Below are 17,929 nucleotides of genomic sequence, written 5' to 3' on the forward strand. Positions count from 1 at the left end.
ACCACCGAAATCGATCCAGACGTACCAACCGTTCCGGCGAAGTCCACTCATCACCGCGGGGAGTGACCTGTCGGGAGAAGAAGTCCGCGACGAACGCCGCGGGGGCTCGTCAGTCGTCCGGTGCGACCGTTCCAGGCCCGGACGTCGCGGGCGCAGGCGGCTCGTGCGTCCCGAACTCGGGATGGGTCTCCTCCATCCAGCCGTACACCACGAGCCCGGAGACGAACATCAGGCCAGCGGTCACGTAGAATGCGGCTTCGGCGTTCACGAACTCCATCGAGAGGCCGATCACGACCGCTCCGACCGCGTATCCGGAGTCGCGCCACATCCGATAGACGCCCATGCCGGCCGAGCGCCACGTCGGGTGCGCCGCGTCGCTGGGGACCGTCATCAGGTTCGGGTACAGGAGCGCCATCCCGAGCCCGGACGTGCCAGCGAGGACGACCCACGGGAGGTAGCTATCGACGAGCACCATCCCGAGGACGCCGGCTCCCGCCAGGAACATCCCGAGGACGACCGGCGGACGGCGACCGATCCGGTCCGCGAGACCGCCAGTCGCGATCTGGAGGAAATACATCGCACTGTGGACGCCGACGACGACGCCGACCGCCGCGATGTCCAGGTCCTGGCTGAGTAGATACAGGGGGACGGCGATCCAGAACAGCGTGTCGACGAAGTTCTCGACGTGCCCCGCTTGCGCAGCGGCGAACAGCGTCCGGTCCCCGTACGTCGCGCGCTTCAGCACTTCGACGAACGGGAGGTTCGCGTCGTGGTGGTCGTCGTCGCCCTCTGCCTGCGCGTACTGGACGGTCTCCTTGATCAGGAAGACCGAGACGAGCAAGGCCAGCACGACGACGACGGCGAGGAAGTAGAACGGCTCCGGCCGGAGGCTCCACCGGCTCGCGATGACGCCCGTGATCCAGGCGCCGACGGCGACGCCGGTGTAGCCGAAGGACTCGTCGATGCCGACCGCGAGCCCGCGCTGATCGGGACCTGCGAGGTCGATTTTCGCGTTGATTGCCATACTCCAGGTCAGCGCCTGGTTGATCCCCAATAGAACGTTCCCGACCGTGATCCAGCCCCAGCTCGGCGCGAAGACGAGGATGATCGGGAGGGGGAGCGCCGTCGCCCACCCGGCGACGAGCACGGGTTTGCGGCCGTACGTCTCGCCCCACTTGCCGGCGTAGAGGTTGAGGACCGACTTCACGACCCCGAACGAAACGACGAACGACCCGATGACGAGGAACGACTCCACGCCGAGGACGTCCTCCCCCAGCGCGGGGACGACGGTGCGTTCGGACCCGATGGTCAGCCCGGTCGCGAACACGAGCAGGACGTGCAGCGAGAACTGCCCGACGTGTTCGCGAATTCCCTGTTCGAGTTCAGTTGTCGTACTCATTGGTATCGTAGTTCAGTGGTTCATTTGTCGGTTACAGGAGGACGAACGCGGCGGCGTACGCGAGCGCGAACGACAGGAGGAACGACCCCGCCCACGCCCCCACTGTCACGAGAATCTTTCTGGCATCTATCGCCGCCCGGCCGCCGACCGCGGCGCCGCTCCCGATGATGGCGCTGACGACGATCTCGTTGAACGACACGGGGACCCCTAGCAGGACGGCCAGTTGCGCGATCAGGAACGACGGGACGAGCGCCGAGATGGAGCGCCGCGGGCCGAGCGACGAGTAGTCCTGCGCGAGCGACTTGATCATCCGGGGCGCGCCCGTCCACGAGCCCGCGAGCATCCCGAAGCCACCCCCGACGAGCACGGCGAACGCCGAAACCATCCCCACCTCGTCGAGCAGGGGGAGCAGCGGCCCGACGGCGAGGCCGACCTGGCTGCCGCCCGCGGAGAACGCCACGAGCGAGCCGAGCGCGAGCAGTACGCGCCGCAGGCCGCCGCGTTCGTCACGGCTCACGTCCCACCAGACGACCGCCGCGACGGCCAGCGCCGCGAGGCCAGTGACGACGACCGCCGACGCGAGTCCGTCGACCGCCAGCGTCCGCTGCGCGAGACCGCGGACGGTTCCCGCCGCGCGCCCCGCGCCGAGAAAGCCGAACTCGACGTTCACGAGGACGGCACCGACGAGACCGGCGAGTCCCGGGATACTGTAGCGTTCGGGGACGTCGGACCGCGGAAGGACGCTGGCGATGGCGAACGCGATGCCGCCGCCGACGAACGGCGTCAGCACCCAGACGGCGGCGATCTGCTGGTACTTCGCCCAGACCGGCGTCCCGCCGAGGGCGAGGCCGACCCCGACGACCGCGCCCGTGACGGTGAACGCGGTCGCGATCGGATAGCCGGTCGTGATGCCGACTGCCATCAGTCCCGCGCCCAACACGAGCACGAGGATGACGCCGGCGACGGGCAGGCTGATGCCGCCGACGAGGCCGCTCCCGACGGCTTCCGAGACGTTGCTGCCCTGCGTGACGGCGCCAGCGAACCCGAAGATACCGACGAGGAAGGCGGCCCGCATCGTTCCGATGGCGTTCGCGCCGACGGCGGGAGCGAACGGCGTCGCGCCGCTCGACCCGGCGCCGATCACCCACGCCATGAACAGGCTGGCGAGCGCTGCACCGACGAAGAGGGCGAGGAGGGCGGGGTCCATGGGAACTGAGGTCAGTCTGCGCCCGTCGGGGTAGCGTCAGTCGTCTGTGTGCGGCTCCGCCAGTAGCCCTGGGCGTACGCGCCGAGGAACATCCCGGCGAGCGCCCAGAGGATGGTGACGTTACCGACGCCGAGGCTCGCGTACGCGGCACCGGGGCAGATCCCGGAGAGCCCCCAGCCGACGCCGAAGACGGCGCCGCCGACGAGGACGTTCCGGTCGAACGGCTTCAGGCGCCGCTCGTAGGGGTCGCCCGTGAGGGGTGCGGCATCACGGATCCGGGGCAACAGTGCGAACGCGATCCCGGAGACGATCGCGGCGCCGAACATGACGAACGGAAGTCCGAGGTCGTCGAACTGGAGGAAGTTCAGCACGACCTCCGGCCGCGCCATGTGGCTGAACCCGAGCCCGAACCCGAACACTAGGCCGCCGACGAAGATCAGCGGCTTGAACAGCGGGTGGCGGTCAGCCATCTAGGGGCTCACCCCGAGTGCGGCGACGACCTGCGCGGTCCCGATGGCTACGGTCAGGAACGTCACGACGCCGACGAGCGACGTCTTCGACGCCGAGCCGACGCCGCAGACGCCGTGCCCGGACGTACAACCCTTCCCGATGCGGGTCCCGATGCCGACCAGGATGCCGCCGAGGAACAGCCGCCAGGGCTGGACGTCGGTCGTCCACAGCGTCACGCCGGCGACGTCGTACAGCTGCCCGGTCGTCCCGGGTTCGTACAGCGAACTCGTGACTAGGCCGGACTGGAACGTGGCCGCGAACGCGAGCCCGCCCAGGACGATGCCGGCCGTGAACACGAGTCGCCAGTCGCGCGAGGCGACGTACTTCTGGAACCGCGACTGGTCGGAGACGTACGACAGCGTCGACTCCAGGAACGTGCTCGCGCCGGCTGGAATCCCCGTCCCGACGTAGATGATGACGGTGCCGAGCCCGACGAGCAAGCCACCGATGGCGTAGCGACTGATCCCGTTCGGGAACAGCTCGGCGGCCATCTGGATCGGTGCTGGATCGAGTACCATCGGCGGTCTCAGTCACCCGCGAGCGAGTCCTGGCTGGCTGCGCAGTTGTTCGGCCCGAGTTCGAGCGTGAACGCCTCGTCGTCGTCGACGGCGCTCTGGCCGAGGTTCGTCGCGATGATCTCCTCGTAGTTCGCCGGTCGCGGCGGCATGTCCGAGAGGATCAGTTCGACGAAGTCCTCCTCGTCCATCGTGAGCGCGTCCATCTCGTCGACGAGCTGGCCGATGGGCGCCGTGAAGGTGCCGTCGTCGGCGGGCTCGGCGGCGTCGCTGAAGTGCGCGCCACCGATCAGGGTGTCGTCGGGGAGCGCGAGCACGCGTTCCTGGAGGGATTCGTAGAGCATGCTGGCGGCGTCGGGTGCGCCGTCGTCGCCCTCTTCGAGGTCGGGGCGGGCGACGCTCTCGACGAACAGTCCGTCGCCCGTCGCGAGCAGGCTGTCGTCGACGAGGTACGAGGTCATCCCGGTCGTGTGCCCGGGCGTGTAGACGGCCTCGATGGTCGCATCGCCGACTTCGAAGGTGTCGCCGTCCGCAGCCGTGGTCAGTTCGTCGGCGTACGTGACGCCGCGGTCGACGGCCGCCTCGGGAATCACGCCCTCGACGCCTTCCGCGTCGAGGCCGCGCACGCCCGAGATGTGGTCCGCGTGAACGTGCGTGTCGAGCGCGTACTCGATGTCGACGCCGAGGTCGTCGGCGTCCTCGAGGTAGCGGTCGGTGAACGCACGCAGCGGGTCGACGATCGCGGCTTCCCCGTCGTCGTAGAGGAGGTAGCCGAGGCAGCCCGAGGACGGGCGCTGGTACTGGAGGAGCGTGCCGGCGCCGTCGTAGCGCTCGACTTCGACGGCCTCGTAGATGCTCGCCCAGCCGTTCATGCCGTCCTCGAGGTGGTTCACGTCGTATCCGCGTTCCGCGAGCGTGCCCGCGACGTACTCGCTGGCGCCGCCCTTCGCACACAGGACGGTCACTTTGCGGTCGTCGGGGATCTGTTCGAGGACGTCGTCGTCGATCTCGTCCTCGAGGAACTCGAAGTACGGGACGTTGGTGGACGTGACGTTCTCGCCGTCGATGCGCCATTCATCGTAGTCTGACTGCATGCGTGCGTCGAGGAGCGTGACGTCCTCGCCGGCGTCGATGCTGTCTTTGAGCGATTCCGGGTCGACGGTTTCCACGTCGACGTCCGGGGTCGGGAAGTCGTCGGCGTTCATGTTGTGCAGTCGCTTCTATCGGTCGGACGTACAAAAGGGTTTGCATAGAAGTTCCAATCATAAACAATACTGTAGTCCGTTTCTCGCTCGCATCCTCGAATACCGGACGCCAAGTTACTGCGGCCTATCTCTGTAAGAACGCTCTGTAGGGCAGTTGTTTGTAGTATCTACAAGAACCGACAATCTTTTAATCGGGGAGGGGGTATTGTGCGATAGCTCCAATACAGACTCACGGAGCAGCCAACCAATGAGTTCGAAATACGACATCGCGGAGACGCTCGACGTGAAGGGTGCATCGTGTCCCATGCCAGTGGTGAAGACGAAGACCGCCATCGACGACCTCGGCGCCGGCGAGGTCCTCGAAGTGCTCGCCACCGACTCGGGGAGCATGAGCGACATCGACGGCTGGGCGTCGGGGACCGACGGCGTCGAACTCCTCGACCAGGAGGAAGGGGACGACGTCTACAAGCACTACGTCCGGAAGACGGAGTAACGATGAGTACGGATACATCCGACGCCCCGTCCGACGAGGCACCGTCCGACGACGCGCCCTCGCGTGCGGAGCTGGCCGCGCGCGTCGACGAACTCGAGGACGCGCTCGCCGACGCTACCAACGAGGACGGCACGAAGAAGATGAGCATCATCGCGACCAAGGGCACCCTCGACATGGCGTACCCGCCGCTCATCCTCGCCAGCACCGCGGCCGCGTTCGGCTACGACGTCACCGTCTTCCACACGTTCTGGGGGCTGGAAATCCTCCACGAGGAACGCTCGAAGAACCTCAAACTGAGCTCCGTCGGCAACCCCAACATGCCCGTGCCGAACGCCGTCGCGGCGCTCCCAGGCATGGACCGCGTGACGACGAAGATGATGGAGAAGAAGATCGAGGACAACGACACCGCCTCCATCGAGGAACTGCTCGAGACGAGCCTCGACATGGGCGTCGAGTTCCAGGCCTGCCAGATGACCATCGACCTCATGGACTACGACGAGAGCGACTTCTACGACGGCGTCACCACCGGCGTCGGCGCGGCGACCGCCCTCGAGGACATGGCGGACGCCGACATCCAACTCCTCGTCTAACCTATCGATGAGCGAACTCGAGAATCCGGTCCCTCGGATCGTCGACGCCGTCGCCGAGGCCGAAGACGTCGATGCGCTCGCACTCGAGCCGCCGCTGGCGGACGTCGTCGATCCGGACGCGCTCGAATCGCTGCTCGAGGAGACGAGCACGTCGACCCTCGAGATCCAGTTCAGGTACCAGGGCCACGACGTCCTCGTCGACGCGAACGGTCTCGTGCAGGTCGACTGAGCGAGACTGCTCGGACCGCCTGGAACTCCGAAGGCGGTGAGTCGCTCCACCGATACTGCCGAACACGGCACGTCTTCTTCCGACCCGGACGCGGCCGTGGGTTCCTACGCGGGTGGGTCTGCGTCGTCGCCGAACCCGCTCCCGTACGACTCGCGGACTTCCGTGACGGTGACCTCGTAGGCGTCGTACCACTCCGTCCACCGTCGCTTCGCTCGCTCGTGGGTCGCATCCGCGCCGAACGACTCGAGACCGTCCAGTGACTCCCAGTAGTACACGACGAGCACCTCCTCGCTCTCAGCGGCGTGCCACGTCCGCTTGCCCAGGTAACCGTCCGTGTCCTCGGCAACGACCTGGATCGCGTCGTTTAACTCGTGGAACTCCTCGTCGTACTCGCCCGGATCGAGACGGAACGTGACCAGATACATCGATACCGATGCCTGTGCTCTCGCGGTCAAAAAGACTCCCATCAGAGAACGCGAGATGCATCGCGGACACCTGCCTCAGACAGATCCGTGCGCCTACTGAACGGCAGTTTGCTCCGTCTCGGGCCGGACCACACGCATCCGCTACGCTGCGGCGATCGTCGACCTCAGCGAGCGCTGTCGCCACGGGCTTCCGTGAACGCACTGGGCAGACCGACGTACACCAGCGCGTTGTCGACGAGAGCGTCGACGGGAACGTACTCGTCGACGGCGTGGACGGTGTCGGTCCCGAACGCGAACTCGACCGTCGGAATCCCGGCGTTCCTGAGCCGCTTCGCGTCGCCGCCGCCGGTCGCACTGCGCCGATATATTCGCCCGCCGGCGACGGACTCCGCGCTGGAGGCAACGGCCTCGACGAACGGGTCGTCGATCGCCTCCGCGGTGCCGACGCTCCACGACGCGTCAGCGATCGCGATGCCCTCGCAGTCCGCGACGCAGCGGCGGATGTCCGAGAGGACGTCGGACGTCTGGACGCCTGCGGTCGCCCTGATGTCTATCTCCGCCCGGGCCGACTGCGGGACGCTGTTGATGGCGTCACCGCCCGCGATCGTCCCGAGGTTGATCGACGGGGACGCGAACAGTTCGCGGGCCGCCTCGGCACCCATCGTCGGGGCGTAGTACTCGACGGAATCCTCGATGATCGGCTCCAGCTCGCGGGGGACCTCGAGGGCGCGCGTCCCGAATCGCTCGCGGAGCGTCCGGACGGCCTCGTAGAGTCGGTCGATGGCGTTCTCACCGAGCATCGGTCGGGAGCCGTGGGCGGACGCGCCGCTGGCCGCGAGCGTGAGCCAGATGCTCCCGCGGTCGGCGACCGTCACCGAGTGCCGGCCTGCCTCACAGGTCGGCTCCCCGATGACGCAGGCGTCAGCTTCGAGCAGGTCGTCGTCGACGAGCGCTGGTAGCCCGGCGTCGCCGCCCACCTCCTCGTCGCTGACGAACGCGAACAGCAGGTCGGTCGCCGGGGTCGTCTCGGTTTCGACGAACGCCGTAATCGCGAACAGCATCGCCGCGAGCGGGCCCTTCATGTCCGTCGCGCCGCGGCCGTACAATCGGTCGTCGACGCGCTCCCCGAGCGGATCGTGCGACCAGGCCGCCGCGTCGTACGGCACCGTGTCGGTGTGGCCGTTGTACAGGATCGTCTCGTTGCGCTCGCCAGGGAGTCGCACCAGGAGGTTGGGTTTGGCCGGATCGACCGCGACCCGTTCGATTGCGGCGGGGTACGGGTCGAGGTACTGCTCGATCAGGTCGACGATCTCGCGCGTGTCCCCCGGCGGGTTCGCGGTATCGACTGCCAACAGCGACAGCGTGAGGTCGGCGAGTTCGTCCCGGTGGGTCTCGACGTAAGCCGCCGGCGTCTCGCTTTCGGTTGGCGTCGTCATTCGAGGCGCCCTTCGAGGACCTTCGCCGCGGTGAGAACCGGGTCCCACACGGGACTGAACGGCGGCGCGTAGGCCAGATCGGCGTTCCGTAGTTCGGGCACCGTCATCCCCGCCGTGAGCGCCGTCGCGACCGTATCGATCCGCTTTGCGCCCTCGCGACCGACGACAGTCCCGCCCAGCAACCGCCCGGTATCGTGGTCGGCCATCAGCGTGACGGTGAGTTCGTCGCCACCGGGGTAGTAGTGGGCCCGCGAGGGGGCCGAAATCGTGACCGAGACGGGGTCGAAGTCGGCCTCCCGTGCCTGCTCCTCGTCGACGAGTCCGGTTCGGGCGGCGCCGAGGCCGAACGCCTTGACGATCGCGGTCCCGGCGATGCCGCCGACCGGTTCCGGGTCGCCGGCGACGGTCTGGCCGATCGCACGGCCGGCGCGGTTGGCCGTCAGCGCCAGTGGTACGTGGTCGGGCTCGCCGGTCACGACGTGTCGCGCCTCTGCGCAGTCGCCCGCGGCGTAGACGTTCCCGTGGTTCGTCCGGCCGTACTCGTCGGTCGCGATGGCGCCGGTCTCGCCGAGTTCGATGCCGGCGTCCGCTGCGAGGTCGGCGTTCGGTTCGACGCCGACGCCGACGATCGCGACGTCGGCGGGCCTGGACTGGTCGTCGAAGGCGACGCGCTCGACGCGCTCCGCACCGTCGAAGCCCGAGACGGCGGTGTCGAGGTGCAACTGGACGCCCTGCTCGCGGAGGTGGTCCTCGACGACTTCCGCTACCGCGTCGCCGAACGGCTGGAGGACGTGCGGGAGCATCTCGTAGAGGTGGACGTCGACGCCGCGAGCAGACAGCGCCTCGGCCAGCTCGATCCCGACGTATCCGCCGCCGACGATCGCCGCGGAGTCGGGCGAGCGCTCGGTGACGTAGTTTTCGATGGCGTCGGCTTCGTCCATGTCGTGGATGGTGAACACGCCGTCGAGGTCGAGGCCGTCGAACGGTGGTTCGATCGCGGTCGCCCCGGTCGCGACGAGGAGGTGGTCGTAGGACTGTTCGAACGTCTCGCCGTCGCCCTCGACGGTGACGGTTCCGGTCTCGGGGTCGATCCCGACGACCTCGTGGCCGGTTCGCAGGTCGACGTCGCGCTCCTCGCGGAACTCCTCGGGCGTTACGGCGACCAGGTCGTCCAGGTCCTCGACCTCGCCCTTGACGTAGTAGGGCATCCCACAGGCGGCGTAGGACACCCACTCGCCCTTCTCGAAGACGATCACGTCCATCTCCGGGTTCGCACGCTTGGCCTTGCTCGCGGCGCTCATCCCCGCCGCGTCCCCGCCGACGACCACGAACGTCTCATTCATATCTCGAAATTAGCGGAGTGGCGCAAAAAGTATTTCGCGGATTCCACAATACTGGGTGGCTTCTGTCAGTGGGTCGTGCGGAGCTCACTCCCCGGCCGATGGTCGCACTGTCAACACGCCTCGCACCGCCGACGCTGGTAGATCAGGACCCCGGCGAAGAAGACGACGCTCACCGCACCGAGCACCGGCCGTAACGGCTCGACGTACGTCATGAGCGCCGACGAACTGAACAGCGCCAGCAGCACGGCGTTGCAGATCGGACAGCCGAACGCCAGGACCCCGCCGACGATGCCACCGGCGGCGAACCGGTCGCCGATCGATTCGCTGGCCAGCGAGCGCTGGTAGACGAACGCGCCGGCGAAGGCGGCGGTCGCGACGAGGAACAGGTAGTCCGCCGGCGTCCGGGCGACCATCCGGACGTAGACCGGGTTCGGGAGCAGGCCGGTCACTGCACCGAACAGGACGAAGACCGCGGCGCTCACGCCGAGACTCCGAAGCAGCCGAGTGAACGGGAGCGACGTCACGTCGCGCCTCCGTCGATCGTACACGTTCGCGGGTCGCCCGCTCGGCCGAGGAACAACAGGAGCAGGGCGATGCCACCGACTCTGAGGAGGTTGCCGTCGAACGGGAGTGCCGCCATCGCGCCGACGAACCCGAGTGCTCCGAGCACGCCCGCGCCACAGCTCGCGCAGCCGGCGGCGAACACGCCGGGGAGGACGCCGACGATCGTCGACGCACCGCGACGCCACGCGCGACGGACGAGCGCGATCGCGTTGGTCACCGCGACACCCGTCAGGACGGCGTACGCGGCGACGAGGACGAGACCGAGTCGACCGGTGCTTAGAGCCACCTCGCGCGTGAGTGCTGTCACCGCGTAGCCGACGTCGGTCGGGTCGTTCGCGAGCACCTGGATCGAGAACTGCGGGAACGAACTCAACACCAGGACGACGTACGTGAGGACCGTCCCGACGGCGGCCGAAAGCAACCGGGCGTCGGACGTGAGCGGGTACGCGAGCGCGCCGCGGAGGTCGCGCGCCCAGTCTCGACCGGCGACGACGCGGCTCCCGGTCACGACTGTGACACCTGGTCGATCGCGTCGGCGAAGTTCTCGTAGGGATGGGCACCGACGAGTTTTCCAGCTGCGCCGGACTCGCGGTTGTAGACGACGAACCCGGGGGTCCCCCGAATCCCTGCCTCCTGGGCCACGCCGAGATTCGGGTCCATGCTCTCCCGGATCGAGTCGGCGCGATCCTCGCGACAACTTTCGACCGCAGCGACGTCCACGCCGTCGGTCCGTTCGGTGACCGCCGCGAACGTCTCGTCGTCGGCCCAGTCCTTGCCGGACTCGGGCTGTTCGTCGTAGACAGCCGAGTGCCAGTTCCAGAACGCAGCGGGATCGCTCTCGGCCACCTGCGACCACACGCACCGCCCCCAGACCGCCGCCGGCATCGAGTACTGGCCGATGTTCGGATATGAAAGCGCGACCAGGCGAACGTCGCCGGTGTCGATGTACTCCCGACCGATCTCGGGGAGCGTCTCCGTCTCGAACTCCTTGCAGAACGGGCACAGGTAGTCGGTCCAGTAGTAGAGGTCCACCTTCGCGTCGCGTTCGCCCGCGATCGGGCGTCCGGCGAGCTCGATACCGAACCCACCCGTCTCGTCGCTGCTGTGGGAGGTCTCCGGAACGTAGTGCTGCTCGTTCGAGCCAGACTGCGACGCGACGTACGCGACGCCACCACCGAACGCGAGCAGACCGCCGCCGGCGAGCAGTGCTCTCCGACGGGTGATATTGTCCCTAGCGTCCATCGTTATACAATATCGGGGGGTGTCGTCTGTTAGGCGTTGCGGTCTGGAGGAGGGGCGGTCCGGTCGACTCAGCCGTGTCGTTCGATTAGCGACCGAAGGCGCGCCTCCTCCTGCATGCCGACGAGTCGCTCGACCGGCTGTCCGTCGGCGAACAGGAGTAGCGTCGGGACGCCCCGGACGCTGTACTCGGCGGCGAGTGACTGGTTCGCGTCGATGTCGACCTTCGCCACGGCCGCGTCGGTCTCGGCGGCGACCGTCTCGACGACGGGTTCGAGCATCTGGCACGGGCCGCACCAGTCGGCGTAGAAGTCCACGAGGACGACGTCGTGTTCGGCGACGGTCTCGCTCAACTCGGCGTCTCCGTCGACCGGGACCGGTTCGGTCGGACTCCGCGGTTCTGACGCGTTGGCACTCCCCCGTTCGTCTCGGCTCCGGAGTTCTTCGAGCTTTTGCCGACGGATCTCCTCGATCTCTTCGGTCATCGATCGTCCGTACGAACCAGCGGAACTTATGTATTTTGCATAAACTACACAATACTATCCGGCACGCAGGGGGCGGCTCAGTTCAGTAGTAGTCCCTGGTCTCGGAGGCCAAGTCATCGACGATCCAGCCCGAGCCAACTCGACTCGCGACCCTCGAGTCGTCCGCGAGAGAGACGACGTTCACGGCGCCGGAGTGGCCGCTAGCCGTTGGCCGAGACCGACTCGACTGGTCGACGTCGCCAGACGCTCGCGAGCAGTCCGGACCCGACGACGCCGATGAACGAGAACGCGAGGACGGTCGTGAGGACGTTCGGGTCCGAGAACGCGGTCGTCGCGATGAACAGCGCGATCGCCGCGTTCCGGGCGGCGGTCGTCGTCGCCAGCACTTCCCGGGTCGCTCGGGCTGGCCCGCCAAGGCCGTACCCGAGGACCAACGACGCGACCACGGCGACCGTCGACAGCCCGAGCGTTCCCGTACCGACGAGCGCCAGCATGCTGTCGCTGTAGACGACGACCAACAGCACGATCAGTCCGACGAACGTGTAGTCCGAGAGTCGCTGAACTGGCGGGTGGAGGCGAGCTGCGAGCGAGGGGCGGGCGAACGACGTTCCGAGCCCGACGAGGAGCGGGACGAGCTGGATGCCCAGGACCATCCGGCCGATGGCGAGGGGGTCGACGGCGACGTCGCCGGGGAGCAACCACAGCAGGGAGACGGGGATGGTTACGACGGAGAGCAGACAGAGGATCGCCATCAGGCCGCTCGCGAACGCGACGTCGCTCTCCGAGATCTCCGCGAGCTTCGGGCCGAACGGGGCGCCGGGCGAGACCGCGAGCAGCACGATCCCGGCCGCGAACCCGGTCTCCACCGACACCGTCCGAACGAGGAGGGACGCGATCAGCGGTACCGCGACGAGATTCACCGCCAGTGACCTCGACAGCAACCGCCACTCCCGGAGTGCGTCGACGAGCTGGCTCGCTGACAGCTGCACGCCCATCGAGAACATCGTCGAGAGCACGAACACCGTCGTCACCAACTCCACGACCGCCGCACCGAACGTCGTTCCCATCACTTGTGGTCCTTGTACGTGATACGATTTCGGCCCATTTTCCTGCTTGGATTCAGGTAATCGTCTCGAACGAGGACCGCTGCAGCGATTGCATCGTCGCCGGACTGCACGCTATCGGATTCGGCGAGTGAATTCCAGACTGTCACGAATCCAGTCGTCGACGAGTTCGACGACGGACAGGGACCTCGTCTTCGAAGCGTAATCCTCGACGATCGGACTGCTTCGACTCACGGAACTCTCCTCTGTGACTGTCCGCGAGTCGCCCACTCTGCCGGATTCTATCAGTTTAAGTTATAAACATTATTCTTGATATTTTGGTCTGGTGCTGTCTTCACAGTCGGCGACTACCGGATCGTTCGACGGCTGAACTTGGACGGCTGAAACGACCGCGCCCGGTGTCGGTGTCGACGAGTTTTACATCTGACCGACGATTGCGTTGCGTGCCCACCACGCCCATCCGTGTCAGTCGAATACGCCGGATGGCGTCGCGTACGGCGGTGGATTCCGTATTCCCGACGAGATCTTCCACGGCCCTGGTCTTTGGCGGGCCCTTCGAAGGGTCTGCGCTACTCGAGCCGTTCTCTCTTGCGATGGAGCGTCCTACCTGGATTGCTCACTCGTCGACGGGACCGCGTTCGCAGTGCGTGGTGCTTGCACGACGATACCACGCATATAAATATTAAGCAACATAATTGGAGTAAGGACAAATATATTATTTATTGTTCTGCGAGTTAGTTCGATCGTCTTCCTCGACGTCGCCAACCGACGAGCCACGATAACGCTCGTCGATGATTGGGCGGTACCGTTACACTTCTACTTCTGTAACATGCCCTCCGTGGTGGCTACCGACGAGACGGCCTGCCAAACTTTCGTTCAGCATGGGTGAACACACGTACACGTTGGCAATATCACAGTTCAGGGAAGGCGCAGGCGGTGTCGAGGTACCCGACGAGTCGAACGTATCGTCGGCGACGCCGTCAGTCGACGTACCACTCGGGGTCGCGGTCTTCGAGGTGTGCGTCGACGCCCTCTCGATAGTCGGGGTCGTTCCGGGCGGCTTCCAGCGAGACCGTCTCCAGGTGGACCTTCGCGGCGTCCGGGGACATGTTCGTGCTCGCGTAGATGCCCTCCTTGAGCTTCTTCAGGACGCGCGGGCTCTTGTTCACGAGCGTCTCCACCAGCTCGTCGACCTCGTCGTCGAGGCGGTCGGCGGGAACGCTACGCGTGACGAGCCCGATCTCCGCCGCCTCGCTCCCTGAGATCGTCTCGCCCGTCATCATCAACTCCAACGTCTTCCGGACGCCGACCTGCTGGAGCAGCATCGGCGGCGAGAAGTGGTTCACGATCCCGAGGTCGACCTCCGGCTGGCCGATGCGGGCGTCGTCGGCGGCGACGACGAAGTCCGTGTGGAGCATGAGGTCGAACCCGCCGCCGAGCGTGATGCCGTCGACCTTCGCGATCGTGGGCATCCCGAGGTCGCGCATCTTCGAGAACAGCGCCTCCCAGGTCTCCGTGAAGTACGAGAGCGAGTAGTCGACGTCCGGGATCTCCTGGACGTCGCCGCCGGCCGAGAAGGCGCGGTCGCCGGCGCTCTGGAGGACGACCGCCCGGACGTCGTCGTCCTCCCGGTACTCGTCGAGCTTCTCGATGATCGCCTGCTTGGTCTCCGAGTCGACCGCGTTGAGCTTCTCCTCGCGCTCGATCGTGACGTACGCGGCGTGGTTCTCGCGTTCGAACGAGGCGTTTACCATACTGGCGCGTTCGAGCGTATCTCTATAAATGTGGCCCTCTGAGGGTCGAGAACGAGGCGCAGCGAGCACCCTGGGGTCCTCCAGCGGACGATGCCCCGACTGATGGCGGGCATCGTCTCGGCGGACGGGGGGCCTTCGACGGCGACTCGTCGTCCCCTTCTGTCCGCCCGTAGCGTCTCCAGACCCCCCGAACGACTGTTCAGTGATGGTGAACGATATTACAACGTCTCGATAGGAGGTATCATTACACAATGACTAAATGGACGCGGATGGTCGTCTGCAATAACACGCCATGGAGGTCGAAAACGGATGAATTACGAGGTCAAGGCCGGAACGAAGCTGTTCAGCATCGTCGAAACGGTACAGAAGCTGGACGAGCCGACACTCACCGACATCGCGAGCCACCTGGACTACCCGAAGAGCACCACCCACAATCACCTGGAGACGCTCAAGGAGAACGGGTACCTCAAAGTCGAGGACGACGTGTACGAACTGACGCTGAAGTTCCTGGATCACGGGATCTACGCGAAACAGCAGCTCCGGATCGCGCGACTCTCGAAGGGCATCCTCGACCAGCTCGCCGCGGACACGAACGAGGCCGCCTGGCTCATGGTCGAAGAGCAAGGGTACGTCGTCGGCGTGGAGAAGGCACTCGGCGAGCGGGCCGTCCAGACGTCCGGCCGAATCGGTCGTCACACCCGGTTCCACTACCACGCACCGGGGAAGGCGATCCTCGCGAACGTCGACGACGACCGCGTGGACGAGATCCTCGAACAGCAGGGCCTCCCGCGGAAGACCGAGCACACGATCACGGACCGCGACGCCCTCGCCGAGGAACTCGATGAGGTCCGCGAGCGCGGCGTCGCGTTCGACGTCGGCGAGGCAATCGACGGGATCAGGAGCGTCGCCGCGCCCGTCGTCCGCGACGACGTCGTCGAAGGCGCCGTCGGCGTGGTCGGGCCGGCGAACCGACTGCGCGGCGACCGCTTCCGCGAGGAGATCCCGGACCTGGTCTCCGGCGCGGCGAACGAACTGGAGCTCCGCCTCCGCTACGACACGACCTGACAGCTGCGGGTGTCACTTCGGACCGGACCGGAGCGGCGTCGTATCCGTCAGTCGATAGAAATTCATTAGGCGGCACGCGACGGTTGCTCTGGTAGCACGCCAATGAGCACGGAAATCGACCTCTCTGATACGACCGCGGTAGTTACCGGCGGGACGCGAGGTATCGGGCGAGCGATCGCCGAGACGCTCGCGGACGCGGGCGCGGACGTCGTTCCGACGTCGCGAACCCAGAGCGACGTCGAGGCGGCCGCGGACGCGATCCGGGAGCACGGCGTCGAGTCGCTCGCGATCGCGACGGACGTGACCGACGGCGCGGAAGTAGCGGCGCTGTTCGAGCGGACCGCGGACGAACTCGGCGGCGTGGACGTCGTCGTGAACAACGCGGGGATCAATCCCGTCTCGGGGATGGGGACGCCGGAGCACGTCGACCCCGACGAGTTCGCGGCGACGGTCGACGTGAACCTCCAGGGCGCGTTCACGTGCACGCACGAGGCCGGCGAGTACCTCCAATCGAGCGGCGGCGGAAGCGTCGTCAACGTCGCCTCGATCTCCGGGCTGGTCGGGACGAAGCGACAGCACGGCTACGTCGCCTCGAAGCACGGCCTCGTCGGACTGACGAAGAGCGTCGCGCTCGACTGGGCGCCGGACGTGCGCGTGAACGCCATCGCGCCCGGGTACGTGTCGACGGACCTGACGGCGCCCATCGAGGACGACGACGACCTCCACCAGTCGCTGCTCGACGACATCCCGGTCGACCGGTTCGCGGACCCGCAGGAGGTCGCGAACGCGGCGCTGTTCCTCGCGAGCGACATGGCCTCCTACGTCACCGGCGAGTGCCTCGTCGTCGACGGCGGCTGGACCGCGAAGTGACCGATTGCGACCCCGACCGTCGGTAGGCTTAATAGCGTCTCCTCGGTACGTTCTCGCCACCCGACGTCGGTGACTGCAATGGAGAAGGAAATCCTCAACCCTGACGGTCTCGCACCGCCTCGCGGCTTCAACCACGGCATCAAGGTCTCCGGCGGCGACCTCCTGTTCCTCGCCGGCCAGGACGGCGCCGACGAGACGGAGACGATCGTCGACCCGGACGACGTGGTCGCGCAGTTCGAGCAGGTGCTCGAGAACCTCCAGACGGTCGTCCAGGAGGCCGGCGGGACGATGAACGACATCGTGAAGCTCAACGTGTTCGTCGCGGACCGCGACGAGTACGTCGACGCGCTCGACGACCTCGGCGAGGTGTTCTCGGGGTACTTCGACGACTACCCGACGATGGCGCTCTTCGAGGTCTCGGGGTTCTTCAAGGAGGACGCTCGGATCGAACTGGAGGGCATGGCGGTCGTCGACGACTCGAGCTAGGGCGACCCTCCGCCGAGACAGCGGGATGGCGGTCGCTGCCGTTCTCTCTCCGACTGGCCCGTGGGCTTCCAGCGGTGGTGTTCCGTCGTCCAGAGTTCGGTGCCGTCGGTCCGTTCCTCCGTTTGAGGCGTCGAAACTACTAAATGCGGACGCTCGTATTGGCTACTATAATGCAGGTAGGCGTAGGTCTCCCAAACACCTTGGAAGGTGCCGATGCGGAACTAACTCGAGAGTGGGCTCGGCGCGCCGAGGCTGGCCCGTTCACGAGCCTCGGCGTGTTCGACCGGCTCGTGTACGACAGCCTCGACCCGATGTCCACGCTCGCCGTCTGTGCCGGCGAGACCGAGGACATCAGGCTCGCGACGTCGATCGTCGCGGGGCCGCTCCGGAGCACGGGCCTGCTGGCGAAGAAGGCCGCGACGCTCGACGTCCTGTCGGACGGCCGGTTGACGCTCGGCCTGGCGCTCGGGGCGCGCAAGGACGACTACGAGGCGGCCGACTCGGACTTCGGGAGCCGCGGCGCGCGATTCACGAAGCAGCTGGACGAACTCCGCGAGATCTGGCAAGGCGACGAGATCGGCCCCGACCCCGTCCAGGAGGGCGGGCCGGAGCTCCTCATCGGCGGGTCCAGCGACCCGAGCTACAAGCGCGTCGCGCACTACGGCGACGGCTACATCCACGGCGGCGGTCCACCGAAGATCTTCGCGCGCGAGGCCGAGAAGGCCGAGGCGGCGTGGGCAGAGGAGGGTCGGCCGGGCGACCCCGCGATCTGGGGGCACGGGTACTTCGCGCTCGGCGACGAGGACGCGGCCGAGGCCGGCCGCGAGTACCTGCTCGACTACTACGAGTTCACCGGGCCGTTCGCGGAGACGATCGCCGAGGGCCTGCTGACGACGCCCCAGGAGGTCGTCCAGTTCATCCGCGGGTACGAGGAACGCGGCTGCGACGAACTCCTGCTGTTCCCGACGGTCGCGGACGAGGAGCAGTACGAGCGCCTCGAGGAAGTCGTGGAGAACGAATGGTCGGACGCGTGAACCCCCGTAGCGAGGA

The 17,929-nt window shown here is 66.8% G+C and carries 21 protein-coding genes; 7 read left to right on the forward strand and 14 right to left on the reverse strand.

Annotated features, from left to right (window positions below; all coding sequences use genetic code 11):
• Window positions 1-109: 109 nt before the first annotated feature.
• The 5 genes from G9C85_RS14685 to G9C85_RS14705 are packed head-to-tail and all read right to left on the reverse strand — an operon-like array spanning window position 110 to window position 4,836.
• Window positions 110-1,399: an MFS transporter gene (locus G9C85_RS14685; protein ID WP_166041322.1), complete on the reverse strand. Its 1,290-nt coding sequence runs from the start codon at window positions 1,397-1,399 to the stop codon at window positions 110-112.
• A 31-nt stretch (window positions 1,400-1,430) separates the two neighbouring features.
• Complete coding sequence (locus G9C85_RS14690; protein ID WP_166041324.1) at window positions 1,431-2,606, reverse strand: inorganic phosphate transporter; 1,176 nt, start codon at window positions 2,604-2,606, stop codon at window positions 1,431-1,433.
• 11 nt (window positions 2,607-2,617) lie between these two features.
• A complete protein-coding gene (locus G9C85_RS14695; protein WP_166041326.1) occupies window positions 2,618-3,076 on the reverse strand; it encodes a YeeE/YedE family protein in 459 nt (152 codons plus the stop codon).
• On the reverse strand, window positions 3,077-3,634 hold the full coding sequence (locus tag G9C85_RS14700; RefSeq protein WP_166041328.1) for a YeeE/YedE family protein: 558 nt from the start codon (window positions 3,632-3,634) through the stop codon (window positions 3,077-3,079).
• Between the two features lie 8 nt (window positions 3,635-3,642).
• Window positions 3,643-4,836 (reverse strand): MBL fold metallo-hydrolase, encoded by a 1,194-nt coding sequence (locus G9C85_RS14705; protein ID WP_166041330.1) that lies wholly within the window; start codon window positions 4,834-4,836, stop codon window positions 3,643-3,645.
• Window positions 4,837-5,083: 247 nt separating this feature from the next.
• On the opposite strand from G9C85_RS14705, the gene G9C85_RS14710 reads away from it, so the two are divergent.
• From G9C85_RS14710 to G9C85_RS14720, 3 genes are read left to right on the forward strand one after another with little or no spacing between them, the layout of a single operon-like run.
• On the forward strand, window positions 5,084-5,329 hold the full coding sequence (locus G9C85_RS14710; protein WP_166041332.1) for a sulfurtransferase TusA family protein: 246 nt from the start codon (window positions 5,084-5,086) through the stop codon (window positions 5,327-5,329).
• A gap of 2 nt (window positions 5,330-5,331) precedes the next feature.
• Window positions 5,332-5,919, forward strand: a complete 588-nt coding sequence (locus G9C85_RS14715; protein ID WP_166041334.1) for a DsrE/DsrF/DrsH-like family protein — start codon at window positions 5,332-5,334, stop codon at window positions 5,917-5,919.
• Window positions 5,920-5,926: 7 nt separating this feature from the next.
• Entirely contained in the window at window positions 5,927-6,148 is a 222-nt protein-coding gene (locus tag G9C85_RS14720; protein WP_166041336.1) for a HalOD1 output domain-containing protein, read from the forward strand.
• 104 nt (window positions 6,149-6,252) lie between these two features.
• Here the strand turns inward: G9C85_RS14720 and G9C85_RS14725 are convergent, their stop codons facing one another.
• The 9 genes from G9C85_RS14725 to G9C85_RS14765 all read right to left on the reverse strand — a co-directional run bounded on the left by G9C85_RS14725 (window position 6,253) and on the right by G9C85_RS14765 (window position 14,458).
• The gene (locus G9C85_RS14725; protein ID WP_166041338.1) at window positions 6,253-6,573 is read right to left on the reverse strand and encodes a monooxygenase family protein; all 321 of its coding nucleotides are present in this window, start codon (window positions 6,571-6,573) and stop codon (window positions 6,253-6,255) included.
• A gap of 164 nt (window positions 6,574-6,737) precedes the next feature.
• Entirely contained in the window at window positions 6,738-8,009 is a 1,272-nt protein-coding gene (locus G9C85_RS14730; protein WP_166041340.1) for a M20 family metallopeptidase, read from the reverse strand.
• On the reverse strand, window positions 8,006-9,352 hold the full coding sequence (locus tag G9C85_RS14735) for an FAD-dependent oxidoreductase (protein ID WP_166041342.1): 1,347 nt from the start codon (window positions 9,350-9,352) through the stop codon (window positions 8,006-8,008). Before G9C85_RS14735 ends, G9C85_RS14730 begins: the two co-directional genes overlap by 4 nt.
• A gap of 110 nt (window positions 9,353-9,462) precedes the next feature.
• A complete protein-coding gene (locus tag G9C85_RS14740; protein WP_166041344.1) occupies window positions 9,463-9,876 on the reverse strand; it encodes a hypothetical protein in 414 nt (137 codons plus the stop codon).
• Window positions 9,873-10,424 carry a hypothetical protein gene (locus tag G9C85_RS14745; RefSeq protein ID WP_166041346.1) on the reverse strand — a complete coding sequence of 184 codons (552 nt, stop codon included), beginning with the start codon at window positions 10,422-10,424 and terminating at the stop codon, window positions 9,873-9,875. Before G9C85_RS14745 ends, G9C85_RS14740 begins: the two co-directional genes overlap by 4 nt.
• Window positions 10,421-11,158 carry a thioredoxin domain-containing protein gene (locus G9C85_RS14750; RefSeq protein ID WP_166041348.1) on the reverse strand — a complete coding sequence of 246 codons (738 nt, stop codon included), beginning with the start codon at window positions 11,156-11,158 and terminating at the stop codon, window positions 10,421-10,423. Before G9C85_RS14750 ends, G9C85_RS14745 begins: the two co-directional genes overlap by 4 nt.
• A 68-nt stretch (window positions 11,159-11,226) precedes the next feature.
• Window positions 11,227-11,640, reverse strand: coding sequence for a thioredoxin (gene trxA, locus G9C85_RS14755; RefSeq protein WP_166041350.1), 414 nt, complete (start codon window positions 11,638-11,640; stop codon window positions 11,227-11,229).
• A 200-nt stretch (window positions 11,641-11,840) separates the two neighbouring features.
• A complete protein-coding gene (locus tag G9C85_RS14760; protein ID WP_166041352.1) occupies window positions 11,841-12,707 on the reverse strand; it encodes a bile acid:sodium symporter family protein in 867 nt (288 codons plus the stop codon).
• A gap of 977 nt (window positions 12,708-13,684) precedes the next feature.
• Window positions 13,685-14,458, reverse strand: a complete 774-nt coding sequence (locus tag G9C85_RS14765; RefSeq protein WP_166041355.1) for an enoyl-CoA hydratase/isomerase family protein — start codon at window positions 14,456-14,458, stop codon at window positions 13,685-13,687.
• 309 nt (window positions 14,459-14,767) lie between these two features.
• Here G9C85_RS14765 and G9C85_RS14770 point away from each other — a divergent pair, with 309 nt between their 5' ends.
• From G9C85_RS14770 to G9C85_RS14785, 4 genes are all read left to right on the forward strand, one after another.
• Window positions 14,768-15,523 carry an IclR family transcriptional regulator gene (locus tag G9C85_RS14770; RefSeq protein ID WP_166041358.1) on the forward strand — a complete coding sequence of 252 codons (756 nt, stop codon included), beginning with the start codon at window positions 14,768-14,770 and terminating at the stop codon, window positions 15,521-15,523.
• 102 nt (window positions 15,524-15,625) lie between these two features.
• Window positions 15,626-16,393 (forward strand): SDR family NAD(P)-dependent oxidoreductase, encoded by a 768-nt coding sequence (locus G9C85_RS14775; protein ID WP_166041360.1) that lies wholly within the window; start codon window positions 15,626-15,628, stop codon window positions 16,391-16,393.
• A gap of 78 nt (window positions 16,394-16,471) precedes the next feature.
• Window positions 16,472-16,879 (forward strand): RidA family protein, encoded by a 408-nt coding sequence (locus G9C85_RS14780; protein ID WP_166041362.1) that lies wholly within the window; start codon window positions 16,472-16,474, stop codon window positions 16,877-16,879.
• Between the two features lie 200 nt (window positions 16,880-17,079).
• Window positions 17,080-17,913: an LLM class flavin-dependent oxidoreductase gene (locus G9C85_RS14785; protein WP_205254377.1), complete on the forward strand. Its 834-nt coding sequence runs from the start codon at window positions 17,080-17,082 to the stop codon at window positions 17,911-17,913.
• Window positions 17,914-17,929: the final 16 nt, after the last annotated feature.

The sequence above is a fragment of the Halorubellus sp. JP-L1 genome (assembly GCF_011440375.1).
In the GTDB taxonomy this organism is placed as follows: domain Archaea; phylum Halobacteriota; class Halobacteria; order Halobacteriales; family Natrialbaceae; genus Halorubellus.

Coding starts and splice junctions, on each gene's coding strand:
- G9C85_RS14685 (WP_166041322.1), bottom strand. CDS start 1,399: ATGAGTACGACAACTGAACTCGAACAGGGAATTCGCGAACACGTCGGG.
- G9C85_RS14690 (WP_166041324.1), bottom strand. CDS start 2,606: ATGGACCCCGCCCTCCTCGCCCTCTTCGTCGGTGCAGCGCTCGCCAGC.
- G9C85_RS14695 (WP_166041326.1), bottom strand. CDS start 3,076: ATGGCTGACCGCCACCCGCTGTTCAAGCCGCTGATCTTCGTCGGCGGC.
- G9C85_RS14700 (WP_166041328.1), bottom strand. CDS start 3,634: ATGGTACTCGATCCAGCACCGATCCAGATGGCCGCCGAGCTGTTCCCG.
- G9C85_RS14705 (WP_166041330.1), bottom strand. CDS start 4,836: ATGAACGCCGACGACTTCCCGACCCCGGACGTCGACGTGGAAACCGTC.
- G9C85_RS14710 (WP_166041332.1), top strand. CDS start 5,084: ATGAGTTCGAAATACGACATCGCGGAGACGCTCGACGTGAAGGGTGCA.
- G9C85_RS14715 (WP_166041334.1), top strand. CDS start 5,332: ATGAGTACGGATACATCCGACGCCCCGTCCGACGAGGCACCGTCCGAC.
- G9C85_RS14720 (WP_166041336.1), top strand. CDS start 5,927: ATGAGCGAACTCGAGAATCCGGTCCCTCGGATCGTCGACGCCGTCGCC.
- G9C85_RS14725 (WP_166041338.1), bottom strand. CDS start 6,573: ATGTATCTGGTCACGTTCCGTCTCGATCCGGGCGAGTACGACGAGGAG.
- G9C85_RS14730 (WP_166041340.1), bottom strand. CDS start 8,009: ATGACGACGCCAACCGAAAGCGAGACGCCGGCGGCTTACGTCGAGACC.
- G9C85_RS14735 (WP_166041342.1), bottom strand. CDS start 9,352: ATGAATGAGACGTTCGTGGTCGTCGGCGGGGACGCGGCGGGGATGAGC.
- G9C85_RS14750 (WP_166041348.1), bottom strand. CDS start 11,158: ATGGACGCTAGGGACAATATCACCCGTCGGAGAGCACTGCTCGCCGGC.
- trxA (WP_166041350.1), bottom strand. CDS start 11,640: ATGACCGAAGAGATCGAGGAGATCCGTCGGCAAAAGCTCGAAGAACTC.
- G9C85_RS14760 (WP_166041352.1), bottom strand. CDS start 12,707: ATGGGAACGACGTTCGGTGCGGCGGTCGTGGAGTTGGTGACGACGGTG.
- G9C85_RS14765 (WP_166041355.1), bottom strand. CDS start 14,458: ATGGTAAACGCCTCGTTCGAACGCGAGAACCACGCCGCGTACGTCACG.
- G9C85_RS14770 (WP_166041358.1), top strand. CDS start 14,768: ATGAATTACGAGGTCAAGGCCGGAACGAAGCTGTTCAGCATCGTCGAA.
- G9C85_RS14775 (WP_166041360.1), top strand. CDS start 15,626: ATGAGCACGGAAATCGACCTCTCTGATACGACCGCGGTAGTTACCGGC.
- G9C85_RS14780 (WP_166041362.1), top strand. CDS start 16,472: ATGGAGAAGGAAATCCTCAACCCTGACGGTCTCGCACCGCCTCGCGGC.